The following is a 21,986-nucleotide window of genomic DNA, read 5'->3' as shown; positions in this document are numbered from 1 at the left end:
GGGCCTGAACGGCAGATCGGGGCCGCCGGCACAAGGCCGGCGGCCCCGATCGGGCCGGGACGATCAGCTCAGGTCGAACTGCCCGTCCTTCGTGCCGGCGATGAAGCCCGCCCAGCCGGCACGGTCGAAGAGCAGCACCGGCCCGCCGCGGTCCTTGCTGTCCCGCAGCGCCACGGCCGCCGGGCCGCCGGGCAGCGGAGCCACCTCGACGCAGTTGGAGGTCTGGCTGCGGGTGCTGGTCCGCCAGGGCGCGTCGGCCAGCCGCCGGGCGAGAACGGAGGACATGTCGGGGATCTCGTTCATGGTCTGCTCCTGATTGGACTGTACCGATGGAACGAGTGGCTTCGCGCGCCCGGGCGAGCCGGTCCTCACCGATCCGTCAGGCGGTCGGAGTGCCGGCGGCGTTGGGCCGGCGCCGTTGCCGACCCGTGGGCCGCCGTGGACGGGCCTGCCGCCTCGGCCAGCCGCCCCGCCGCCTCGAAGAGCCAGGAGGTGGTGTCCGTCGCGGAGAGCGCCGCCGAGCGCAACCACTCGAAAGCCACTTTATAGGCATTTAGGGTGTTTACCTCGGTCGACATGGCGTTGGTGAAGCCACCTTCTATCGCCAGCGTCTCCGGGTCGAGCGGGTCGGCGAACCGGTAGATCGAGAACGCGGTCGGCGGGAGATACCAGTTGCCGATCGGGGTGTCCCGCAACAGCACGTGCAGCGTGACGTGCGGCAGCATGGCCAGGTCGCACAGCTGGGCGAGCTGTTCCCGCAGCACCTCCGGCGGACCGGCCCGCCGGCCCAGCGCCGACTCCTCCAGCACCGCCGTGTAGCGCGGCGCGTCGGGATGGCTCAGCAGCGACTGGCGGGCCACCCGGGCGGCCACCTCGTCCTCCGGCGTCCCGCCGTGCTCCGACTCGCCGGCCCAGGACTCGATCTGGCGGGCGGAGACGATCCGCAGCCGGGCGTACCCGATGGTCTGCAACAGCCCCGGAACCAGGACCGGGTTGTACTCCAGGATCTCCGCGCAGCCCGCCTCCAGCTCGGCGAAGCTCCGCTGCTGCGGGGTCATCACCGAGTACTTGCGCAGCCAGCCCCGCATGTCCCCGGCCTCGCCGGTGATGCCGAGCAGCTCGCCGCGCTGCGCCTCGGTCACGCCGAAGAGGTCGAGCAGCGCGGCGACGTCGGCGGGGTCGGGACGGCTGCGGCCGTTCTCCAGCCGGGACAGTTTCGACGCGGATGCCCAGCCGACCCGCGCGATGACCTGGTCGCCCGTCAGGCCGGCGGCTTCGCGCAGCTTACGCAGCTCAAGGCCCAACCTGCGGCGGCGCAGCACTGGGCTCGGTCCGGTAGGAGGCACGGTGTCCTCATCTCCGTCGACCGCCGCGGGACGCGACGGTAACTGTATGAAATTCGCCCCCCACGGTCAGTATGGACGGCGCGGCCGGCGTCGGGAGCCTCCGACAGGCGCGTGTCTTCCAGAAACCCGAGAACAGAAACCCCTCCCCGCCCCGAGAAGAGGAACCCGATGCGCACCGTCCTGGGTCGCCCCGACTTCCGCCTGCTGTTCGGCGCACTCCTGGCCAGCATGGCCGCCGAGTCGATCCTGCTGCTCGCCCTGGCGATCTGGGTCAAGGACCTGACCGGCTCCGACGGGCTGGCCGGCGCGACCATCTTCGCGATCATCGCGCCGATGGTGCTCGCGCCGCTGGTCGGCTGGGCCGTCGACCGGTACCCCCGGCGGCCCTTCTTCGTCGCCGCGAACCTCGCCACCGCCGCCCTGCTCACCCCGCTGTTCACGGTCTCCCGGGCCGGCGACGTCTGGGTCATCTACGTGGTCGCGGGCCTCTACGGGCTGTCGTACCTGACGCTGAGCGCGGCGCTGGCCGGGCTGATCCGGCAACTCGTTCCGGTCGAGCTGCTCGCCGACGCCAACGGCGTCCTGCAGACCGTGCGGCAGGGGCTGCGGCTGGTCGGCCCGCTCGCCGGGGCCGCGCTCTACGCCGCCGTCGGCGGCTGGCTGCTGACCGGGCTGGCGATGACCGGGTTCGTCACGGCCGCCGCCGTGGTCGCCCTGCTGCGCGCGCCCGAGGCCACGCCCGCCGACGGCGGGTCGCGCTGGACGGCCGAGCTGGGCGCCGGGCTGCGCCACCTGGCCGGCGAGCCGGCGCTGCGCCGCGCCCTGCTCGGCTACGGCCTCGGTTCCCTGGTGATGGGCTTCACCGAGTCGCTGATCTTCGCGTACGTCGACCAGGGCCTGCGCCGCGACGCCGCGTTCGTCGGCGTGCTGGTCACCGTGCAGGGCATCGGCGGCCTGGTCGGCGGGCTCTTCTCCGCCGCCCTGGTGCGCCGCGCCGGCGAGGTCGGCGCGCTGGCCACCGGGGTGACCCTGTTCGGCCCCGCCGCCGTCGCCCTGGCCTACCCGAGCATCTGGCTGGGGTTCGCGGCGCTGCTGCTGGCCGGGCTCTCGCTCCCGCTGATCACGGTGGGCCTCAACACGCTCATCCAGCGCCGCACCCCGCCGGGTCTGCTCGGCCGGGTGGTCGCGGCGGCGGAGGCGCTGGTCAGCGGGCCGCAGGCGATCTCCATCGGGGCCGGCGCGCTGCTCGTCGGCGTGCTCGACTACCGGGTGCTGTTCGTGCTCGTCGGCGTGGTCACCACCGCGGCCGGCGTCTTCCTCTGGCGGGGCCGCCGGCTCTCCGCGCCCGCGCCCAGCGTGCCCCGGATCCCGCTGCAACGCCGGCCCGCCGCAGCCGCCGCCGGGGCCGAGCCCGAGCCTGAGCCGCAGGTGGCGCACCCCACCCGCTGACGCGCGAAGGTGGCCGCCCCGCAGCTCGGGGCGGCCACCTTCGGGCGGCGCGGGTCCGGCTCAGCCGGGCAGACCGGCGAGGTGCTGCTTGACCTGGGTGATCGACGGGTTGGTGAGCGCGCTGCCGTCGGCGAAGCGCAGCGTCGGGACGGTCTGGTTGCCGCCGTTGACGCTCATCACGAACTCGGCCGCCTTCGGGTCCTGCTCGATGTCGACCACCTGGTAGGCGATGCCCTCCCGGTCGAGCTGCGACTTGAGCCGGTGGCAGTAGCCGCACCACGGGGTCGAGTACATCGTCAACATGATCGCGTCCTCCAAGGTCCGTTCCGCCCGTCCGGTCAGGCCAGGCTAACCGCTGCAACATCCGGGACAGCTGAGATGATTCCTCGCTGTGGGGGTTCACTCAGGCTCGGAACGGGTGCTCGCCGGGCTGGACCCGGAGCAGCGCGCCGCGGTGACCGCCCCGGCCGGCCCGGTCTGCGTCCTGGCCGGCGCCGGCACCGGCAAGACCCGGGCGGTCACCTCCCGCATCGCCCACCGCGCCCTGACCGGCGAGGTCTCCGGCCGGCACGTGCTCGCGGTGACCTTCACCGCCCGCGCCGCCGCCGAGCTGCGGGCCCGGCTCACCGCGCTCGGGGTCGGCGGGGTGCAGGCGCGCACGTTCCACGCTGCCGCGCTGCGGCAGGTGCGCTACTTCGCGCCCCGCCTGCTCGCCGGGCGGGCGATGCCGGAGCTGCTGGACAGCAAGGCGCGGATCGTCACGCTCGCCGCCGCCCGGGTGGGCCTGCGCGCCGACCGGGCCGCCGCCCGGGACCTGGCCGGCGAGATCGAGTGGGCCAAGTCGTCCCTCGTGGAGCCGGGGGAGTACGTGGTCGCCGCCGCCAAGGCGCTGCGCGACACCCCGCACGAGCCGGCGAAGGTGGCCGAGGTCTTCGTCGCGTACGAGAAGCTAAAGCGGGCCAACGGCGTGATCGACTTCGAGGACATGCTGCGCGCCGCGGTCTGGGGCATCGAGGAGCACCCGGACGTCGCCGAGCAGGTCCGGGGGCAGTACCGGCACTTCGTGGTCGACGAGTACCAGGACGTCAACCCGCTGCAGCAGCGGCTGCTGGAGGCGTGGCTCGGCGGCCGGGACGACGTGACCGTGGTCGGCGACGCCAGCCAGACCATCTACTCGTTCACCGGGGCCACCTCGGCGTACCTGGTCGACTTCCCCCGCCGCCACCGGGGGGCGACCGTCGTCCGGCTGGTCCGCGACTACCGCTCCACCCCGCAGGTGGTCGGCCTGGCCAACGCGGTGATCTCCCAGGCCCGGGGCACCGAGGCGCGGCTGCGCCTGGAACTGGTCGGGCAGCGCCCGCCGGGCCCCGAGCCGGAGCTGCGGATCTTCACCGACGAGCCGGCCGAGGCCGCCGCCGTGGCGACCCGCTGCAAGGCCCTGGTCGACGCCGGCACCCCGGCCCGGGAGATAGCCGTGCTGTTCCGCACCAACGCCCAGTCCGAGGCGTACGAGAAGGCGCTCACCGAGGCCGAGGTGCCGTACGTGGTGCAGGGGGCCGAGCGGTTCTTCGAGCGGGCCGAGGTGCGCCAGGCGATGGTGGCGCTGCGGGCCGCCACCCGCTCGATCCCCGGCGAGACCCCGCTGCGCGACGCCGTGGTGGAAGGGCTCGCGGCGGTCGGCTGGACCCCCGACGCCGCCCCGGCCGGCGGCGCGGCCCGGGAACGCTGGGAGGCGCTCGCGGCCCTGGTGCAGCTCGCCGAGGAGCACGCGGCCAGCCCGCCCGTGCTGCCGATCGGGGAGGCCGCCGCCGTGCAGCGCCTCGTGACGCTGGCCGACTTCAACGACGAGCTGGCCCGCCGCGCCGCCGCGCAGCACGTGCCGACCGTCGAGGGGGTGACCCTGGCGTCCCTGCACTCGGCGAAGGGCCTGGAGTGGGACGCCGTCTTCCTGGTCGGGCTCTCCGAGGGCACCCTGCCCACCACGTACGCGCGCACCGCCGAGCAGGTCGAGGAGGAGCGCCGGCTGCTCTACGTCGGCATCACCCGCGCCCGGCAGTGGCTCTGGCTGTCGTACGCGGTGGCCCGCTCGCCGGGCGGCCGGGCCCGGCGGCCGTCGCGGTTCCTGCCCCAGCTCGACCGCTCCGGCGGTGGGACGGAGCGGGCCGGCGCGGCGGCGCCCAAGCGGGCCGAGCGTCGCCGCAACCAGGTGGTCTCCTGCCGGATCTGCGGCGCGACGCTGCTCGCCGGCCCCGACCGTAAGCTCGGCCGCTGCCCCACCTGCCCCTCCGACATCGACGAGGAGCTGTACGAGCGGCTGCGCGACTGGCGGGCCCGGGTGGCCGCCGCGCAGAAGGTCCCCGCGTACGTGGTCTTCACCGACGCCACCATCACCGCGCTGGCCGAGCGGCGGCCCGGCCGGGCCGAGGAGTTGGTCGCGATCGCCGGCATCGGCCCCCGCAAGATCGGCCTGTACGGCGAGCCGGTGCTGGCCCTCGTGGCCGGCGCGGCGGTCGACGAAGTCTGCCCAGAGAAAACTTTGGAAATCGACCCGTAAATTCGTTTGCCCTCGCCCCGGGGCGAGGAATAGCCTCAGGACACACCTCGCGAGCAGCGCCATTCCGGCTGCTCACGGGGGTGGAGACCCAGTCGGCATCGAGGAAACGTCAGGGAGGTGGCACCAATGGAGATCTACATCAACGAGCGTCCGCTGGCGCTGCCCGCTGCCGTCGTCCCGCTGTCGGCTGTCCGGGTGGCCCCGGCCGCTCGACCGTCGGCTCCGTGGGCGCACCAGGTCCGGGTTCAGGCCGAGCTGAACCTGACCGTCGCGCCGCTCACCGAAGCCGAGGGGACCAGTGGCTTCACGGGCATGGGCATCGACGGCGCCAAGCAGCGCACTGATGTCCGCGGCGTTCCACCTCGAGGTAGACCGGTCTGATCACCAGACCAACCGGCTCACCTCGAGGCCGCGGAACCCGCTACCGGGATCCGCGGCCTCAGTTTTTTGCCCCGCCGAAGTACGTCGGAAATCCGATCCACGAGATCGAAGTGAGAGAGAGGTGACCGGGAGATGAGTCTGGCGTTGGCCCCCGTCGACCTGAGCGTCGAGCTGGAGGCGAACCTGCCCTGCCGGAAGTTCGACCCCGACCTGTGGTTCTCCGACCAGCCCGCCGAGCTGGAGTTGGCCAAGTCGCTCTGCGGGGACTGCCCGCTGCGCGTCGAGTGCCTCGCCGGCGCGGTCGAGCGGGCCGAGCCCTGGGGCGTCTGGGGCGGCGAGATCTTCGAGCGTGGCGCGGTCGTCCCGCGCAAGCGGCCCCGGGGCCGCCCGCGCAAGGAGGACGTCGCGCGGGACGCCGCACTGAAGGTCGAGGCCGAGGCGCGACTGGCGGCCAGTGGGCTGTCCGCGTCGCGTCACGCCGTCCGGTTGGCTGCCTGACACACCCGATCCGCACCACCCCCCGCCGGTGTCCACCGGCCCGAGCACATCAGAGAAGGTCGATACCCATGCTGCACATGCCCCACGGAGCCGTCGAGATGCAACTACTCCACGAAGCGTTGTCCCGGGCCCGAATGCCCCGGCCTCAGGCCGGTCGCACCACCACGAGCACTGAGGCAACCCGCACCATCCGAACCGCCCGTACCGTCGCGATGAGCAGCCGCAGCCAGTCGGCGCGCGACCTGGGCGTCTACTAACCGATCACCACACCCGCGCGGGGCGGGTCGGCCGCCGGCCGACCCGCCCCGCGTCGTCGTGCCGGCTCAGCCGACGGTCCTCACCGCTCCGGCTCAGCCGACCGGGGCGAAGCCCGGCAGCCAGCGCTCCAGGATCGACCGGTAGGGCGCCTTCGCCTCCAACTGGCACAGCACCCCGATCGAGCCGAGCGTCACCCGGTGAATCAGCAGGTACGACGGCGGCAGGTTCAGCTGCCGGCTGAGCTGGTACGCGGGCGAGCGCGGGCTGGCCAGCCGGGTCGCCTCGGCCCGCAGCCAGGCCCGGGTGAACCGGAACTCCTCCTCGGCCACCGGGTCCAGCATGGGCCGGATGAAGTCGAGCACGGCCTGGGCGTCGATCTGCTCCGTCCGGCTGACGAAGCCCTCCTCGCGCAGCCCGTCGACCACCGCGTCCGCCTCGCCGCGCAGGGCCAGCCCGGCCAGCCGGCCGATCGGCTCGGGCGTGCCCTCCGGCATGCGGGCCACCGCGCCGAAGTCGATGACGCCGAGCCGGCCGTCGGGCAGCAGCCGGAAGTTCCCCGGGTGCGGGTCGGCGTGCAGCAGCCCGGCGCGGGCCGGCGCGGACAGGTGCAGGATCGCCATGAGCCGCCCGGCCTCGTCGCGCTGCTCCTCGCTGCCCTCGCGGATGATCTCGGCGAGCGGCGTGCCCTCGATCCACTCGGTGACCAGCACCCGGGGGGTGGCGGTGAGCACCGCCGGGATGAAGATCTCGTCGTCGCCGGCGTACGCGGCGGCGAAGGCACGCTGGGACTCGGCCTCCAGCTCGTAGTCCAGTTCCTCGGTGATCCGCTCCCGCAGCTCGACCAGCAGCGGCTTGACGTCCAGACCCGGCTGGATCGCGCGGAACATGCCGCCCAGCCGGGAGAGCTGCTTGAGGTCGGCCAGCAGCGCGTCCCCGGCCCCCGGATACTGGATCTTGACCGCGACGTCCCGGGGCGTGCCGTCGTCCGGGTCCCGCCACACGGCCCGGTGCACCTGGCCGATGCTGGCCGCGGCGGCCGGGGTGTCGTCGAAGGAGACGAAGCGTTCCCGCCAGGCCGGGCCGAGCTGCTCGGCGAGCACCCGGTGCACGGTGGCCGCGGGCAGCGGCGGGGCGGCCTCCTGGAGCTTGGTGAGGGCCTGCCGGTACGGGGCGGCGATCTCCTCGGGCAGGGCCGCCTCGAAGACCGACAGCGCCTGGCCGAACTTCATCGCCCCGCCCTTGAGCTGGCCCAGCACGCTGAACAGCTGCTCGGCGGTGCGTTGCTGGATCTCGGCGGAGATCACGTCGGACGCCAGCCCGGTGACGCGCTTGCCCATGCCGAGGACGGTCCGGCCGGCGAAGCCGAGCGGCAGAGCGGCGAGCTTGGCGGTCCGGGACACGGCCCGGCGCGGGATGTCGGTCACCCGGCCATTGTTACCGACTCGGCGGCCCTGCGGCTGCTCCGCTGCCGGGCCGGGGCCGTCCGCCCCCGGATCGTGGCGGTCCGCCCCCGGATCGTGGTCGTGCGTGCCGCCACCGGGCAGGGCCCGCCGGGTGGATCAGCGGCGCGGCCCGGCAGGGCGGCCCGGCACGGCGGCCCGTCGCGTGGGGGCGGCGCGTGGGTCAGCGGCTCGACCCGGCGCGATGGCCCGGCGCGGTGGCCCGGCGCGTGGGCGGCCGGAACGGGGGGCGGGAGTCAGCGGCTCGGCCCGGCGCAACGGCAGGACGGGTGGGGCGGCCAGGTCCGCCGGCGTAGCCGGCCCGGTCCGGCGACCTGCACGGCGCAGCCGAGGGTATCCGGGGTGCCGCCGTCGAGGTGGGCCAGCGCCTCGGCGGCGGCGTACCCGGCTGCGGCGAGCAGGGTTGCCGTCCCGCCGGCCTGATCCGGGGCGTCGGTGGCGAGCTGCGCGGCGAGCGTCGGCCAGCCCGGGTCCCGGTCCGTGCGGTGCAGGTCGACGCAGCGCAGGCAGGGCCCGATCGGCGGACGGACCAGCGGCCCGACCGTGGGCACCCCCTCGCGGAGGCCGAGCAGCAGGTGCGGCTGACGACGCTGGGCGAAAGCGGCCGCGACGAGGGCCGCCGGCCGGTCGAGGCCGAGCTGGAGCACGAGATCGGGTCGACCGCCGCGCAGCGGGCGGGTGGCGGTGCCGGGGGCGACCCGGTCCACCGCGTCGCGTACGGCGGCGGCGAGCGGCCGGCCCAGGTCGGTGGCGGCGAGACCCGTGCCCACCAGGTCGGCCGGGCACACCGGCCCGGCCAGGTCCGGGCGTACGTGCCCGACCCCGGCCTGGGCGAGCGCGACGGCGACCGGTGCGCCGAGCCGCCCGGCGCCGGTGACCAGCACCCGCGCGGCGCGGCGCCGCCGCAGCACCTGGGCCGGTGTGCCGGGCAGCGCGGGCGCGGCGAACGCCAGCGCCCCGGCCTCCGCGCTGAGCCGCCTCCGCGCCGGCCCCGCGAGGTCGCGGGGCAGCAGCGTGTGCGCGGGTACGACCAGCCCGGCGGCGCACAGCGCGTCGACGAGCCCGCGTGCCTCGTCCCGTGGCACGTCGGCCCCGGCGGCGTGGGCGAGGACGAGGCGCTCGCTGCGGGTGCCGTCGAGCAGGTCGAGCACCCGGACGGCGCGGGGGTTGGCCACCTCGACGAGGACGGCCCGGCCCGGCTCCAGCCCGAGCTGGAGGGTGTGCCGGTCCCGCCAGAGGCGGGTCAGGCCGGGCAGCAGGGTGGGGCGGGGCAGCGGTTCGCGGTCCATGACGACGAATCGTGACCGAGTCCCTGCTTTCCGTCGATCGTTGTCCACAGGTGCGCACCCGCCTACGCAGGGTTATCCACAGCGAATGGCGGGTTATCCACAACTCGCCGGTAACTGTGTCGGGTGACCGACACGGGCGCGCACCGGCAACGCGACGGGGGAGGGCGACCGGTGGCCACCCTCCCCCGTGCCGGACCCGAACGGGTCAGACCTTCGCCTTGCCCAGGATGCGGTTCACTGTTGTGCCGCACACCGGACACTTGCCCTTGGCCATGTTCATCCCGGTCTTCGAGACCTCGACGTGCCCCTCGAAGTCCCGCTTCTCCTTGCACTTGACGCAGTAACCGTTGTAGGTCTGGGCCTGGTCGGCCACGGTCGTCCTCCTCGTCTCGTCCGCCGGTCAATCCGGTTCCGGCGGGTTGCCCGGCGGCGGGCCACAGGGGGCGCCGACGCCGGGACTTCTCCGCGGCCACGCTCGTGACCGCTGGTCCGCGGACCCTACCCAGGTGCGGGCGGTTCCATGTCAGCTGTGCTTCGACACTGTGAGCAAGTCGACGTCGAGAGTGTGCATGCCGAATTACGTCGGATAAGTCAGTTTCGCGGGGACACGCCGGGTGAACCCCCTCAGATCGCCCGAGAGGCGGCCCCCGGCGGGCGGCCGGCGGCGTGATCACATACCGTGGGGCGGAGGCGCGCGGCTTCCCGACGCGGCCACCACGAACCGTGACGGAGCCCCTCCGTGACGGTCCGCAAGGATTTTTTTCGGGACTCCTGGTCACCAACCATGACTTTCCGGGCGCGTGTCGTGGTGTTGACTCTTGCGGACCCCTGGTCAGTACCCATTAGCTTTCCTTCGTGACAGCAATCCAAGGCTGCGCGGCCCGCTGATGGCAGGGGCGCGGAAGCCGGTCGTCGAAGTACGGCGCAGCCAGCGCCGGCGACGCACGGTGTCCGCCTACCGCGACGGCGAACGGGTCGTGGTGCTGATCCCCGACCAGTTCTCCCGGGCCGAGGAGACCGAGTGGGTCGACCGGATGCTGGCCCGGCTGGCGGCCCGCGAGGGGCGCCTGGTCCGCACCGACGACGAGCTGTTCGGCCGCGCCACCCGGCTGCGCGGCCTCTACCTCGCCGAGTACGGCGACCAGGCCGTCCCGGTGAGCGTCCGCTGGGTGACCAACCAGAACGGCCGGTGGGGCTCCTGCACCCCCGCCGACCGCACCATCCGCATCTCGCACCGCATCCAGGACATGCCCGACTGGGTGATCGACTACGTCCTGCTGCACGAGCTGGCCCACCTCATCGTGCCCAGCCACAACGCCCGGTTCTGGGCGCTGGTCGGGCGCTACCCCAAGGCCGAGCGCGCCCGCGGTTACCTGGAGGGCGTGGCCGCCGCCTCCGGCACCCCCCTGACCGACTGACCCACCCACCCACCCACCCCACCTGCACCCCCGCCCGCGCCTGCCCCGCCACCCGCGCCCCCAGCCCGCGCCGATCTTGCAGTTGGGGCCCCGGCGAATGGTGTGAAACGGGCTTTCGGGGGGCCGAAAGTGCAAGATCGGCGCGGGAGTGGGGCTGGCGGGGCGGGCTGCGGGGCGGCGGGTGGGTGGGTGGGTGGCGCAGGGTGGGGTGGCGCGGGGTGGGTGGGTCTCCGGTGGGGCTCGTCTAGGGTCGGGGCGTGGCCCGACGTGTGGTGGTGGCGTTGCTCGGACCGGTGGCGTGGACGCCCCCGGGGATCGACCCGGCGGCCTGGCGGGCCGCGCTCGCCGAGGACGTGGTGGACCTGCTCGCCACCCTCCAGGAGGTCGAGACCGCGATCGCGGCCGTCCCGGCCGACCGTGCCCTGGCCGAGTCCGTCACCTGGCCGGGCATGGCCGTGTACGAGGTGCCCGCCGCCACCGGCACCGCCGTCCTCGCCGCGCTGGCCGGGGCCGGGTACGACGAGGCTGCCGTCGTCGCCGCCGACGCCCCGGACCTGCCCGGCCTGACCGTCGGCAAGCTGCTCCGCCCGCTGACCACGCGGCCGGTGGCCCTCGCCCCGGTCGAGGGCTCCGGCACCGGCCTGCTCGGCGTCGCGTCCCGGCTGCCCGTGCCCGCGTGGCTGCCCGAGGTCGACCTGGACGTCGCCCACCCGGCCGAGGTGCGCCGGGCCGCCCCGCGCCCCGGGGACGTGGCCGTCACCGCCGCCTGGCGGCGGATGCGCGGCCCAGCCGACCTGGCCGCCCTGGATCCCGCCGTGGAGGGCTGGGAAACCACCCGCGCCCTCCTCTCATCCCCCCACCCCTGACGCCCCACCCACCCCGCCCCAGCCCACCTCGCCCGCCCAGCCCGCGGTGATCAAGAGGTCTGCGTCATCGCGAAGATCGACTTTGACACTTCTCTCTTGATCACCGGGCCGAGGCGGGGCGGGGAGGGGCGAAGGGAAGGGTGGGGTGGGTTAGGGGCGGGGTGGGGAGTCGGGGGAATCCGGGGGTTCCGGGGTGCCGGGGGTGGGCGGGGGTTGCTCCTGGGGGCCGCCCGGGGCGGTGAAGTCGAAGGTGGCCAGCTCGTCGTCGAGGTCGAGCCGGGCCGTGGCGAACGCCACCGGGTCGGTGAAGTCGTCGTCGGAGGGGAGCAGGTCGGGGTGGCCCCAGACGGCGTCCCGGCCGGCGATGCCCCGGTGCTCGGTCAGCGCCGCCCACAGGGTCGCCGCCTCGCGCAGCCGGCGCGGGCGCAGCTCCAACCCGACCAGCGCCGCGAACGTCTGCTCGGCCGGCCCGCCGGCCGCCCGTCGACGGCGGAACGCCTCGCCGAGGCGTACGACGTTGGGCAGGCGCTCACCGGCGGCGTCGTCCACCACGTGGCAGACCCAGCCCTCCACCAGGGCGAGCGCGGTCTCCAGCCGGGCCAGCGACGCCTTCTGCGCCGGCGTGTCCTCCGGGGTGAAGATGCCCTCCAGGGCGATCGCCTGCATCGACTCCGGGTCGGTCGGGTCGACCCGGCCCATCGCCTCCTCGATCGCCTCCCGGTTGACCCGGATCCCCGAGGCGTACGTCTCGACGGCGGTGAGCACGTGCCCGCGCAGCCACGGCACGTGCTCGAAGAGCCGCTGGTGGGCCGCCTCGCGCAGGGCCACGTACAGCCGGACCTCGTCCTCGGGCAGCTCCAGGCCCTGGCCGTACACCCGGATGTTGGCCGGGATCAGCGCGGCCGTGCCGGCCGGGCCGAGCGGCAGGCCGATGTCGCCGGCGGAGAGCACCTCGGCGGCGAGCGAGCCGAGGGCCTGGCCGAGCTGCCCGCCGAAGAGCGCGCCGCCCAGCGTCGCCACCATCGACTGCATCGGGCCGAGCTGGGCGCGGGCCTCCGGCGGCACCAGGTCGCCCATCGCGCCGACCATCCGGCTGGCCACCGGGTCGCACAGCTTGCGCCAGACGTCGAGCGTCTTGTAGATCCACTCGTTGCGGTTCCAGGCCAGCGAGGTGCGGATGCCCGTCGGCCAGGCGGTGGCCGGCTCCAGCCAGAGGTCGGCCAGGCGCAGCGCCTCCTCGACGGCGTGCCGCTCGTAGGGTGAGGCCGCCGGGTCCCCGGTGGCGGCGAGCTGACTGGCGGCCACCTGCCGGGCCAGGTCCCAGTTGACCGGTCCGCCGCCCTGCGCCGAGAGCAGGTGCTGCAACTGCGACATGAACTGCTGCATCGCCGCGGGATCGTTGGGGTCTGGTGGTTGCCCACCCGGGAGCGCGAAACCGAACGGAATATCAGGCACGAGCTCTACGGTACGCGGGCTGCGCCCCAGGCAGCCGCCACCGGCGTTGCGCTGAGGGCGAAGTCCCCGTCACCCTCGGGCATCCCGCCGCGGCCTCGGTACGCTCACCGCCATGAGACGTCGCGGCGTGACCGTCCTCCTGGGTGCCCTGCTGACCGCCCTGCTCAGCTTCGGCGTGCTCAACGCGCCCATCCCGTACGTGGTGCTCGGCCCCGGCCCGACGGTCAACACGCTCGGCACCGTGGACGGCAAGGAGGTCATCCAGGTGACCGGGCGGGCGACGTCCACCTCCGCCGGCCAGCTGCGGCTGACCACGGTCGGCGTGCAGCCCACGGTGCGGCTGCGGTCCGCGCTGGCCGGCTGGTTTTCTGCCGACGAGGCGGTGGTGCCCCGCGAGCTGGTCTACCCGCCGGGGGAGACCCAGCAGGAGGTCGAGCAGCGCAACGAGGAGGACTTCCGCAACTCCCAGACCAGCGCCGAGACCGCCGCGCTGCGGGAGCTGGGATTCCCCGTCCAGGTGCTGGTCAAGACCGTGACGGCGGGCGGCCCGTCGGAGGGGGTGCTCTCCCCGGGCGACATTGTCACTTCGGTCGACGGCACGCCGGTCACCAGCGCGGGCAAGCTCACCGAGCTGATCCGCGCCAAGCCGGCCGGCACCGGCCTGACCGTCGGCTACACCCGCGCCGGTGCCGCCGCCACGGCCCGGATCACCAGCCGGGAGTCCGACGGCCGGCCGCGCATCGGGGTCGAGATCGACCAGCAGCAGCCGCACCCGTTCACCCTCTCCATCGACCTCGGCGACATCGGCGGGCCGAGCGCCGGCCTGATGTTCGCCCTCGGGATCGTGGACAAGCTGGAACCGGCCGACCTCACCGGCGGGACGATCATCGCGGGCACCGGCACCATCGACGACGAGGGCCGGGTGGGCCCGATCGGCGGGATCGCCCAGAAGCTGGTCGGCGCGAAGGACTCCGGGGCGAAGGTGTTCCTGGTGCCGGAGGCGAACTGCGCGGAGGCGGTGCGTAACCCGCAGCCCGACCTGCCGTTGCTCAGGGTGGGGTCGCTGGCCGACGCGCTCACCGCCCTGGAGACCCTCCGCGCCGGGGGCCAGCCCACCCGCTGCTGACCGATGCGCCCGCCCGACCCGCCGCCCGGCGTGACCGTGGGCCGACACTCTCAGGAACACCCCGTACTCTGGGTGCCTGGTCGGAGCCGATCACATCGAGCGTGCGGAGCCAAACAGTGGTCATGCGTAGCAGCCCCCTGCCGAGGATGAGCCGGCGCGGACGCGTCACCATCGGAGTCCTGGTCGGGGTGTTCGTTCTCTTCACCCTCCTCGGTTGGGGGGTGCAGGCGTGGACGGACTGGCTGTGGTTCGACGAGGTGCGATACACACAGGTCTTCACCGGCGTGCTGGCCACCCGGCTGCTGCTCTTCCTCGTCGTCGGCCTCGCGATGGCGCTGGTCGTCGGCGGCAACCTCTGGCTGGCGCACCGGCTGCGCCCCAAGCTGCGGCCCCACTCGCTGGAGCAGGCCACCCTGGAACGCTACCGGATGGTGCTCGGCCCCCGGCTCGGCCTCTGGATCAGCCTGGTCGCCCTGGTGGTCGGCCTCTTCGCCGGGCTGTCGGCGCAGAGCCGGTGGAACCAGTGGCTGCTGTTCCGCAACGGCGGCGACTTCGGCGTCAAGGACCCGGAGTTCGGCGTCGACGTCGGCTTCTACGTCTTCCAGCTGCCGTTCTGGCGCTACGTGCTGGGCGTCGGCTTCACGGCGGTGGTGCTGGCCCTGCTCGGCGCGCTGGCCGTGCACTACATCTTCGGCGGCGTGCGCCTGCAGGGCGTCGGGGACCGGATGACCAACGCCGCGCGGGCCCACCTGAGCACGCTCGTCGCGGTCTTCGTCCTGCTCAAGGCCGTGGCGTACGTGTTGGACCGGCGCAGCATGCTGCTGGAGTACAACGAGGGCGCGAAGCTCTACGGCGCCGGGTACGCCGACATCAACGCGCTGCTGCCGGCCAAGGAGATCCTCGCCTACATCTCGGTCGTGGTCGCCATCGCGATCATCGTGTTCTCCAACGCGGTGATGCGGAACCTGGTGTGGCCGGGCATCTCGCTGGCCCTGCTCGGCGTCTCCGCCGTCGCCATCGGCGGCATCTACCCGTGGGCCGTGCAGACCTTCGAGGTCAAGCCGAGCGCCAAGGACAAGGAAGCGCCGTACATCGAGCGCAGCATCGACGCCACCCGGGCCGCGTTCGGGCTGGCCGACACGAAGATCCAGCCGTACGCGGCGAGCAACCTGGTGCCACCGGCGAGCCTGGGCACCGACGCCTCTGTGGTGCCGAACGTCCGGCTGCTCGACCCGCAGCTCGTCTCCGAGACGTACACCCAGCTCCAGCAGGTCCGGGGCTTCTACGACTTCGGCCCGAAGCTGGACATCGACCGGTACGCGGTGGGCGGCAAGACCTCCGACTACGTGGTCGGCGTCCGGGAGGTCAACTACGGCGAGTTGACCGATCAGCAGAACACCTGGATCAACCGGCACACCGTCTACACCCACGGCTACGGGCTGGTGGCCGCGCCGGCCAACCAGGTGGTGTGCGGCGGCCAGCCGTACTTCGTCTCGGGCTTCCTCGGCGAGAAGACCCAGGAGGCGTGCTCGGCGCAGACCGAGCAGATCCCGGCCACCCAGCCGCGCATCTACTACGGCGAGCGGATGGAGCCCGAGGACTACGCGATCGTCGGGCAGGCCAACCCGGAGCGCAACGCCGAGTTCGACCGGCCGACCCAGACCGGCGGCGAGCAGTACTACACGTACACGGGCGAGGGCGGCGTCGAGATCGGCTCGTTCAGCCGCCGGCTGCTCTACGCGATCAAGGAGCAGGAGTCCAACTTCCTGCTCTCCGAGGCCGTCAACGAGAACTCGAAGCTGCTGTACGTGCGTAACCCCCGGGACCGGGTGGAGAAGGTCGCGCCGTTCCTCACCCTCGACGGCGACCCGTACCCGGCGGTGGTCGGCGGTCGGGTGCAGTGGATCGTCGACGGCTACACCACGGCCGCGACCTACCCGTACGCCGAGCGGGTCAACCTCCAGTCGGAGACCACCGACGAGCTGACCGGCCGGGGCACGTTCCAGCTCGCCCGGGAGAACGTCAACTACATCCGCAACTCGGTCAAGGCCACGGTCGACGCGTACGACGGCACGGTCCGGCTGTACGAGTTCGACCAGACCGACCCGGTGCTCAAGGCGTGGAACAAGGCGTTCGGCGGGGACCTGGTGCTGCCGAACGACAAGATCCCGGCCGAGCTGCGGGAGCACTTCCGGTACCCGGCCGACCTGTTCAAGGTGCAGCGCAACCTGCTGACCAAGTTCCACGTCACCGACCCGGGCGACTTCTACTCGGCGCAGGACTTCTGGCAGGTGCCGAACGTGCCGGACAACCCCGACGGCGGGCAGAAGCAGCCGCCGTACTACCTGTGGACGCAGTTCCCGGGGCAGGCCGCGCCGCGCTTCCAGCTCACCTCCGCCGTCACCCCGAACGGCCGGCAGAACCTCGCCGCGTTGATCTCCGGCTCGTACGTCGACGGCAAGCCGCAGCTGGAGGTGCTGGAGCTGCCCGACCAGACCCGGATCTCCGGGCCGGTGCAGGTGCACCAGCAGATGACCAACAACGCCAACATCCGGCAGCAGCTGAACCTGCTCTCCTCCAACCAGGCCCAGGTGCAGTACGGCAACCTGCTGTCGCTGCCGTTCGGCGACGGGATGCTGTACGTCGAGCCGGTCTACGTCAAGAGCAACCAGCAGGACGCGTATCCACTGTTGCAGAAGGTGCTGCTCTCCTACGGCGACGGCGGCTCGTACGTGGTGCTGGCCAACAACCTGACCGACGGCATCAAGCAGCTCGTCGAGCAGGGCAAGCAGGCCGCCGAGGGCGGGACCCCGCCGCCGACCGGCGGCACCCCGCCCCCGGGCGACGGCAGCAACGCCCCGCCGCTGACCGGCGAGCTGGCCGAGGCGGCGGCCAAGGTGCAGTCGGCCATCGCCGAGGTCAAGGCCGCGCAGACGTCCGGCGACTTCGAGCGGTACGGCCGGGCGCTCAAGGCCCTGGACGAGGCGATGACGGCGTTCCAGCAGGCCCAGCAGGCGGCCAGCCCGGCCGCCCCGGCCGCGCCCTCGGCGTCGCCGTCCGCCTCACCCAGTGGCGGCTCCGCTCCGTCGCCGTCGGCGCCGGCAGGGGGATGACCAGCGGTTACGCCCCGCCCCGTGGGCCGTTTTGCGGCCCGCGGGGGCGGTGGGTTAGGGTTAACGAGCCGACGCGGGGTGGAGCAGCTCGGTAGCTCGCTGGGCTCATAACCCAGAGGTCGCAGGTTCAAATCCTGTCCCCGCTACTCGTTCGGAAGGGCCCCGGAGTTCGCTCCGGGGCCTTTCGCGTGACAGCCTTCCACGTGCTGGCCCTTCGCGCGCTGGTCCGCACGCGCTGGTCCGCACGCGCTGGCCCTTCGCGCGCTGGCTTCTCGCATGCTGGCTTCTCGGATGGGGGCGGGCGGCTTTCGGGGGGCCCGCTGATCTCCGCTGCGGGGATGGGCTAAGCTATAAAAGCCGACGCGGGGTGGAGCAGCTCGGTAGCTCGCTGGGCTCATAACCCAGAGGTCGCAGGTTCAAATCCTGTCCCCGCTACTCGTTCGGAAGGGCCCCGGAGTTCGCTCCGGGGCCCTTCGCCTATTCCTGCGCGCGAGGCTCCGTGTCTCCTCCTCGCGCGAGGCCCTGTCCAGCTCTCGGCCGCGAAGCTGGGGCGATGCCGTCCGTCGTGCCGTCGGGCGATGCCGTCGGGCGCATCCCCGGCCGTCCCGCGTGCCCCACTTGCGTTCCTCGGCGAGGATGGGGGCATGTCTTCGTGGAACAAGTGGTGGGGCCGGCTCAGCACGGTCCTCGGTGCGGTCGTGCTGTCGGTCTTCGTCCCGGTCGCGGCCTGGGCGTCCACCGGCACGGGGGAGCTCGTGGTGGAGGCCGCCAAGCGGCGGTCCCGGGGCGGCGGCGTCGGCTTCCTCGGGCTGCTGTGCTGCCTGGTCGTCGTCGGCGGGATCGTCCTGCTGGTGCTGCTGCTCATGCGCAACCGGCGAAACCGCCCGCCGCGCTGACCCGTCCTGTCGGCGACGCCGGGCGACGGAACGACGCGGGTGGTCAGGAGGCCAGGGCGGCCTCGGCCTGGGCGACGAACCGGGTGGTGGCCGCGCGGATCCCGGCCCGGCCGGAGCGGACGCCCTCGGCCGTCTCGACGAGCAGGGTCCGGACCCGGGCGTGCCCCTTCGGCGGCGGGCCGGGGGCCGGGCCGAGCTGGGCGGCCACGGCCTCCGCGAGGGCGGCGGCGGCCTGCTGCCCCGGGTCGGCCAGGCTCTCCCGCACGTATCGGCGGATGGCGAGGTTGGGGCTCACCCCGCGTTCGTGGCCGAGGGCCAGGCCGGCCTCCATGTTGTTGGTGAGGAACTGGATGACGTCGGCCACCAGTGCGGGGTGCCGGGTGCCCCGGAAGCCCGCCCAGTACATCGAGGCGCGCGGCCACTGCGCCGCCGGTGGCCCGGGGAACGCGGCCAGGGCCAGCTCGTCCCTGGTCTGCCGCCGGAACTCGGGGAACTGGTGGGCCCAGGCGAACGACGCGGCCGTGTGGCCGGTCACCACCAGTTGCCGGGTCGGCTCTCCGCCGTCGGCCTGGTCCACCAGGGCGGCGCTCGGGGTGGCCTGCCGGGCCCGCGCGTTCTGCCACAGCTCGAACCAGTCGACCAGCTCGTTCGCGCCGAAGCCGAGCTGCCGGCCCTGGTACAACTCGGCGCCCCGGGACCGCAGCCACAGCCAGAGCGCCCGGTGGTCGCCGGACGGGTCCATCGTGCCGGCCACCCGGCCGTCGGCGGCCCGGGTGACCCGCGCCGCCCAGTCGACGTACGCGGGCCAGGACATGCCGGTGCGGGGCTCGGCGACCCCGAGCCGGCGCAGCAGGCTGCGGTTGTAGACGAGGGCGGCGGTCGTCTGGGCGGCGGCGACCGCCACGGTGCGCCCGTCCACCTCGCCGTAGCGCGCCAGGTCCGGCGGGAGCCCGCGCAGGTCGAGCCGCTGGTCGGCGACGTATCCGCCGAGGTCGAGCAGGATCTCCCGCCGGGCGTACTCGGCGAGGACGGTGTCGTCGAGCTGGATCAGGTCTGGCACGTTGCCGCCGGCGGCCTGGGTGGCCAGCCGGTCGTAGTAGCCGGGCAGGCCCTGCCAGGTGACCCGGAAGCTGACCAGGTTGTTGCGGGAGGAGTAGAGCCGCAGCGCCTTCTCGGTCAGCTCGGCCCGGGCGGCGGTGCCGTACCAGAAGACCGACAGCTCGACCGGCCCGTCCTCGACCGGGCGGTCCTCCTCCCGGCTGCCGCAGCCCGCGAGGCCGGTCGCCGCGAACGGCGCCCCGAGCAGCGCACCGAGCAGCCGCCGCCGGCCCGGGTCCGGGCCGGTGCGGTTCGGTGGGGTACGGGCGTCGGGCACGGGCGCTCCTGATCTTTCCAACGTGGGGTCGGACCATTTACACAGCCGGCGCGGGCGGGTGTCAACGGCCGTGCGGCCCGACGGGTGGCCGTCCCGGGGCGTCTGCCGGCCCGTGGTGTACTAGGGCGCGTGGAACTTCTGCACTCGGGCAAGGTCCGGGACGTCTACGCCGACGGCGACGACCTGATCCTGGTCGCCTCCGACCGGATCTCGATCTACGACGTGGTGCTGCCGACCCCGGTGCCGGACAAGGGCCGCCTGCTCACCGCGCTGTCCCTGTGGTGGTTCGAGCAGCTCGCCGACCTGGTGCCGAACCACGTCGTCTCCGCCACGGACGTGCCGGCGGAGTTCGCCGGCCGGGCGATCCGCTGCCGGCGGCTGGAGATGGTCCCGGTCGAGTGCGTCGCGCGGGGCTACCTCACCGGCGGCGGCCTCGCCGAGTACGAGCGCACCGGCGCGGTCTCCGGCGTGCGGCTGCCCCGGGGCCTGGTCGAGGCGTCGATCCTGCCCGAGCCGATCTTCACCCCGTCGACGAAGGCCCCCAAGGGCGAGCACGACGAGCCGATCTCCTACCAGCAGGTGGTGGACAAGGTCGGCGCGGAGACCGCCGCGCGGCTGCGGCAGATCACCCTCGACATCTACTGCCGGGGCGCGGAGCTGGCCGCCGACCGGGGCATCCTGGTCGCCGACACCAAGATCGAGCTGGGCTGGGCGGCGGACGGCACCCTCGTCCTCGGCGACGAGGTGCTCACCTCCGACTCGTCGCGGTTCTGGCCGGCCGAGTCGTACCAGCCGGGCCGGGCCCAGTTCTCCTACGACAAGCAGTACGTCCGCGACTGGGCGACCGGCGGCGGCTGGGACAAGCGGCCACCGGCCCCCGAGGTGCCCGCCGAGGTGATCGAGGCGACCCGGGCCCGCTACGTCGAGGTCTACGAGAAGCTCACCGGCAGCACCTGGTCCTGACACCCGCCGGTCCGGCGGCGGGCCGGTGCCGGGCCGACCGGTGCCGGGTCAGTCCACCCAGTCGAGGGTGCGCTGCACGGCCTTGCGCCACTGGCGCAGCTCCCGGTCCCGCTCGTCCGGGTCCATCGCGGCGGTCCACTGCGCGTCGGAGCGCCACTGGGCGCGCAGGGTGGCCAGGTCCGGCCAGAAGCCCACGGCGAGGCCCGCCGCGTACGCGGCGCCGAGGCAGGTCGTCTCCGTGATCCGGGAGCGGACCACCGGCACGTCCAGCACGTCGGCGAGGAACTGCATGAGCAGGCCGTTGGCGGTCATCCCGCCGTCGACCCGCAGCCGGCGCAGCGCCACGTCGGAGTCGGCGTTCATCGCGTCGACCACCTCGCGGGTCTGCCAGGCCGACGCCTCCAGCGCCGCCCGGGCCAGGTGCCCCTTGGTGATGTAGCCGGTCAGCCCGGCGACCACCCCGCGCGCGTCGCTGCGCCAGTGCGGGGCGAACAGCCCGGAGAACGCCGGCACCACGTAGCAGCCGCCGTTGTCGTCGACCGTGCGGGCCAGCTCCTCCACCTCGGCGGCGGTGGAGATCAGGCCGAGGTTGTCCCGCAGCCACTGCACCAGCGAGCCGGTGACCGCGATCGCGCCCTCCAGCGCGTAGGCGGCGGGCTGCCCCTCGATCCGGTACGCGAGGGTGGTCAGCAGCCCGTGCGAGGAGATCACCGGGCTCGCGCCGGTGTTGAGCAGCAGGAAGCTGCCGGTGCCGTACGTGCACTTGGCCTCGCCCGGCTGGAAGCAGGTCTGCCCGAACAGGGCGGCCTGCTGGTCGCCGAGGGCGCTGGCCACCGGCACCCCGGCGAGCGGCCCGTCGGTGGCGGTGCCGTAGACCTCGGCCGAGCTGCGGATCTCGGGGAGCATCGCGGCCGGCACGCCGAGCGCGTCGAGCAGCTCCGGATCCCAGTCGAGGGTGTCCAGGCCCATCAGCATGGTGCGGCTCGCGTTCGTCACGTCGGTGACGTGTCGGCCGGTCAGCTTCCAGATCAGCCAGCTGTCCATGGTGCCGAACAGCACCTCGCCCCGCTCGGCCCGCGCGCGCAGCCCGTCGACGTTGTCCAGCAGCCAGCGCAGCTTCGGGCCCGCGAAGTAGGTGGCCAGCCGCAGCCCGGTGCGCTCGCACAGCCGCTGCTCGCCGTACGCCTCGTCGAGCGCGCGCAGCTGCGGCCCGGTGCGGGTGTCCTGCCAGACGATGGCGTTGGCGACCGGCCGGCCCGTGGCGCGGTCCCAGACGACGGTGGTCTCCCGCTGGTTGGTGATGCCGACGGCGGCGAGCCGTTCCGGGCCGGTGCCGGCCGCGTCGAGCGCCTCGCGGACGACGAGCCGCACGTTGTCCCAGATCTCCTCGGCGTCGTGCTCGACCCAGCCCGGCCGGGGGAAGTGCTGCCGGTGCTCGCGCTGGGCCACGGAGACGATCTCCCCGGCCCGGTCGAAGACGAGGCACCGGGACGAGGTGGTGCCCTGGTCGATGGCGGCGACGTACTCTCCGGTCACCGC

General features: G+C 73.7%; 19 protein-coding genes and 2 tRNA genes. 12 read left to right on the top strand and 9 right to left on the bottom strand.

What is annotated here, in order from left to right; genetic code table 11:
- Positions 1–63 precede the first annotated feature (63 nt).
- Positions 64–303, bottom strand: a complete 240-nt coding sequence (locus ACVMYR_RS11590; RefSeq protein ID WP_077938428.1) for a DUF397 domain-containing protein — start codon at positions 301–303, stop codon at positions 64–66.
- 65 nt (positions 304–368) lie between these two features.
- Entirely contained in the window at positions 369–1,346 is a 978-nt protein-coding gene (locus tag ACVMYR_RS11585; protein ID WP_077938429.1) for a helix-turn-helix domain-containing protein, read from the bottom strand.
- Positions 1,347–1,514: 168 nt separating this feature from the next.
- Between ACVMYR_RS11585 and ACVMYR_RS11580 the strand changes: the two genes are divergently transcribed.
- Positions 1,515–2,795, top strand: a complete 1,281-nt coding sequence (locus tag ACVMYR_RS11580; RefSeq protein WP_457121803.1) for an MFS transporter — start codon at positions 1,515–1,517, stop codon at positions 2,793–2,795.
- Positions 2,796–2,855: 60 nt separating this feature from the next.
- Here ACVMYR_RS11580 and ACVMYR_RS11575 read toward each other — a convergent pair whose 3' ends face one another.
- Positions 2,856–3,098, bottom strand: coding sequence for a mycoredoxin (locus tag ACVMYR_RS11575; RefSeq protein ID WP_043965836.1), 243 nt, complete (start codon positions 3,096–3,098; stop codon positions 2,856–2,858).
- An 88-nt stretch (positions 3,099–3,186) separates the two neighbouring features.
- Between ACVMYR_RS11575 and ACVMYR_RS11570 the strand changes: the two genes are divergently transcribed.
- From ACVMYR_RS11570 to ACVMYR_RS11560, 3 genes are all read left to right on the top strand, one after another.
- Entirely contained in the window at positions 3,187–5,349 is a 2,163-nt protein-coding gene (locus ACVMYR_RS11570; protein WP_457121802.1) for an ATP-dependent DNA helicase UvrD2, read from the top strand.
- A gap of 126 nt (positions 5,350–5,475) precedes the next feature.
- Positions 5,476–5,730 carry a hypothetical protein gene (locus tag ACVMYR_RS11565; RefSeq protein WP_043965840.1) on the top strand — a complete coding sequence of 85 codons (255 nt, stop codon included), beginning with the start codon at positions 5,476–5,478 and terminating at the stop codon, positions 5,728–5,730.
- A 132-nt stretch (positions 5,731–5,862) separates the two neighbouring features.
- Positions 5,863–6,228, top strand: a complete 366-nt coding sequence (locus ACVMYR_RS11560; RefSeq protein WP_043965842.1) for a WhiB family transcriptional regulator — start codon at positions 5,863–5,865, stop codon at positions 6,226–6,228.
- Positions 6,229–6,578: 350 nt separating this feature from the next.
- Here the strand turns inward: ACVMYR_RS11560 and ACVMYR_RS11555 are convergent, their stop codons facing one another.
- The 3 genes from ACVMYR_RS11555 to ACVMYR_RS11545 form a co-directional block, all read right to left on the bottom strand.
- Positions 6,579–7,910, bottom strand: a complete 1,332-nt coding sequence (locus tag ACVMYR_RS11555; protein WP_457121801.1) for an ABC1 kinase family protein — start codon at positions 7,908–7,910, stop codon at positions 6,579–6,581.
- Positions 7,911–8,182: 272 nt separating this feature from the next.
- Entirely contained in the window at positions 8,183–9,235 is a 1,053-nt protein-coding gene (locus ACVMYR_RS11550; RefSeq protein WP_457121800.1) for a hypothetical protein, read from the bottom strand.
- A gap of 205 nt (positions 9,236–9,440) precedes the next feature.
- Entirely contained in the window at positions 9,441–9,608 is a 168-nt protein-coding gene (locus tag ACVMYR_RS11545) for a DUF5679 domain-containing protein (protein WP_007464795.1), read from the bottom strand.
- Positions 9,609–10,122: 514 nt separating this feature from the next.
- On the opposite strand from ACVMYR_RS11545, the gene ACVMYR_RS11540 reads away from it, so the two are divergent.
- Positions 10,123–10,653 (top strand): M48 metallopeptidase family protein, encoded by a 531-nt coding sequence (locus tag ACVMYR_RS11540; protein ID WP_043965850.1) that lies wholly within the window; start codon positions 10,123–10,125, stop codon positions 10,651–10,653.
- Between the two features lie 257 nt (positions 10,654–10,910).
- Positions 10,911–11,519, top strand: coding sequence for a hypothetical protein (locus ACVMYR_RS11535; RefSeq protein ID WP_091276992.1), 609 nt, complete (start codon positions 10,911–10,913; stop codon positions 11,517–11,519).
- 150 nt (positions 11,520–11,669) lie between these two features.
- Here ACVMYR_RS11535 and ACVMYR_RS11530 read toward each other — a convergent pair whose 3' ends face one another.
- Positions 11,670–12,905, bottom strand: a complete 1,236-nt coding sequence (locus ACVMYR_RS11530) for a zinc-dependent metalloprotease (RefSeq protein ID WP_052503872.1) — start codon at positions 12,903–12,905, stop codon at positions 11,670–11,672.
- A gap of 181 nt (positions 12,906–13,086) precedes the next feature.
- On the opposite strand from ACVMYR_RS11530, the gene ACVMYR_RS11525 reads away from it, so the two are divergent.
- From ACVMYR_RS11525 to ACVMYR_RS11505, 5 genes are all read left to right on the top strand, one after another.
- Positions 13,087–14,100, top strand: coding sequence for a YlbL family protein (locus ACVMYR_RS11525; RefSeq protein WP_176734128.1), 1,014 nt, complete (start codon positions 13,087–13,089; stop codon positions 14,098–14,100).
- A 122-nt stretch (positions 14,101–14,222) separates the two neighbouring features.
- Positions 14,223–17,213: a UPF0182 family membrane protein gene (locus ACVMYR_RS11520; RefSeq protein ID WP_396789121.1), complete on the top strand. Its 2,991-nt coding sequence runs from the start codon at positions 14,223–14,225 to the stop codon at positions 17,211–17,213.
- Between the two features lie 72 nt (positions 17,214–17,285).
- A tRNA-Met gene (locus ACVMYR_RS11515) sits at positions 17,286–17,359 on the top strand.
- 215 nt (positions 17,360–17,574) lie between these two features.
- Positions 17,575–17,648: transfer RNA gene (locus ACVMYR_RS11510), tRNA-Met, on the top strand.
- A 209-nt stretch (positions 17,649–17,857) separates the two neighbouring features.
- Positions 17,858–18,109 carry a hypothetical protein gene (locus ACVMYR_RS11505; RefSeq protein ID WP_043965858.1) on the top strand — a complete coding sequence of 84 codons (252 nt, stop codon included), beginning with the start codon at positions 17,858–17,860 and terminating at the stop codon, positions 18,107–18,109.
- A gap of 43 nt (positions 18,110–18,152) precedes the next feature.
- Here the strand turns inward: ACVMYR_RS11505 and ACVMYR_RS11500 are convergent, their stop codons facing one another.
- A complete protein-coding gene (locus ACVMYR_RS11500; protein ID WP_077938439.1) occupies positions 18,153–19,484 on the bottom strand; it encodes an ABC transporter substrate-binding protein in 1,332 nt (443 codons plus the stop codon).
- A 129-nt stretch (positions 19,485–19,613) separates the two neighbouring features.
- Between ACVMYR_RS11500 and ACVMYR_RS11495 the strand changes: the two genes are divergently transcribed.
- Positions 19,614–20,447, top strand: a complete 834-nt coding sequence (locus ACVMYR_RS11495; protein ID WP_077938440.1) for a phosphoribosylaminoimidazolesuccinocarboxamide synthase — start codon at positions 19,614–19,616, stop codon at positions 20,445–20,447.
- A gap of 48 nt (positions 20,448–20,495) precedes the next feature.
- Here ACVMYR_RS11495 and glpK read toward each other — a convergent pair whose 3' ends face one another.
- Positions 20,496–21,983, bottom strand: coding sequence for a glycerol kinase GlpK (glpK, locus tag ACVMYR_RS11490; protein WP_457121799.1), 1,488 nt, complete (start codon positions 21,981–21,983; stop codon positions 20,496–20,498).
- Positions 21,984–21,986 lie beyond the last annotated feature (3 nt).

This window comes from Micromonospora sp. PTRAS2 (assembly GCF_054052245.1).
The sequence above is the reverse complement of the archived record's forward strand: the minus strand, read 5'-3'. Positions and strand labels throughout refer to the sequence as shown.

Bases quoted from the DNA above. Each gene is read 5' to 3' on its own strand.
- ACVMYR_RS11580 (WP_457121803.1), top strand. From the start codon at position 1,515: ATGCGCACCGTCCTGGGTCGCCCCGACTTCCGCCTGCTGTTCGGCGCA.
- ACVMYR_RS11525 (WP_176734128.1), top strand. From the start codon at position 13,087: ATGAGACGTCGCGGCGTGACCGTCCTCCTGGGTGCCCTGCTGACCGCC.
- ACVMYR_RS11520 (WP_396789121.1), top strand. From the start codon at position 14,223: ATGCGTAGCAGCCCCCTGCCGAGGATGAGCCGGCGCGGACGCGTCACC.
- ACVMYR_RS11550 (WP_457121800.1), bottom strand. From the start codon at position 9,235: ATGGACCGCGAACCGCTGCCCCGCCCCACCCTGCTGCCCGGCCTGACC.
- ACVMYR_RS11560 (WP_043965842.1), top strand. From the start codon at position 5,863: ATGAGTCTGGCGTTGGCCCCCGTCGACCTGAGCGTCGAGCTGGAGGCG.
- ACVMYR_RS11530 (WP_052503872.1), bottom strand. From the start codon at position 12,905: ATGCAGCAGTTCATGTCGCAGTTGCAGCACCTGCTCTCGGCGCAGGGC.
- ACVMYR_RS11540 (WP_043965850.1), top strand. From the start codon at position 10,123: ATGGCAGGGGCGCGGAAGCCGGTCGTCGAAGTACGGCGCAGCCAGCGC.
- ACVMYR_RS11590 (WP_077938428.1), bottom strand. From the start codon at position 303: ATGAACGAGATCCCCGACATGTCCTCCGTTCTCGCCCGGCGGCTGGCC.
- ACVMYR_RS11565 (WP_043965840.1), top strand. From the start codon at position 5,476: ATGGAGATCTACATCAACGAGCGTCCGCTGGCGCTGCCCGCTGCCGTC.
- ACVMYR_RS11575 (WP_043965836.1), bottom strand. From the start codon at position 3,098: ATGTTGACGATGTACTCGACCCCGTGGTGCGGCTACTGCCACCGGCTC.
- ACVMYR_RS11505 (WP_043965858.1), top strand. From the start codon at position 17,858: ATGTCTTCGTGGAACAAGTGGTGGGGCCGGCTCAGCACGGTCCTCGGT.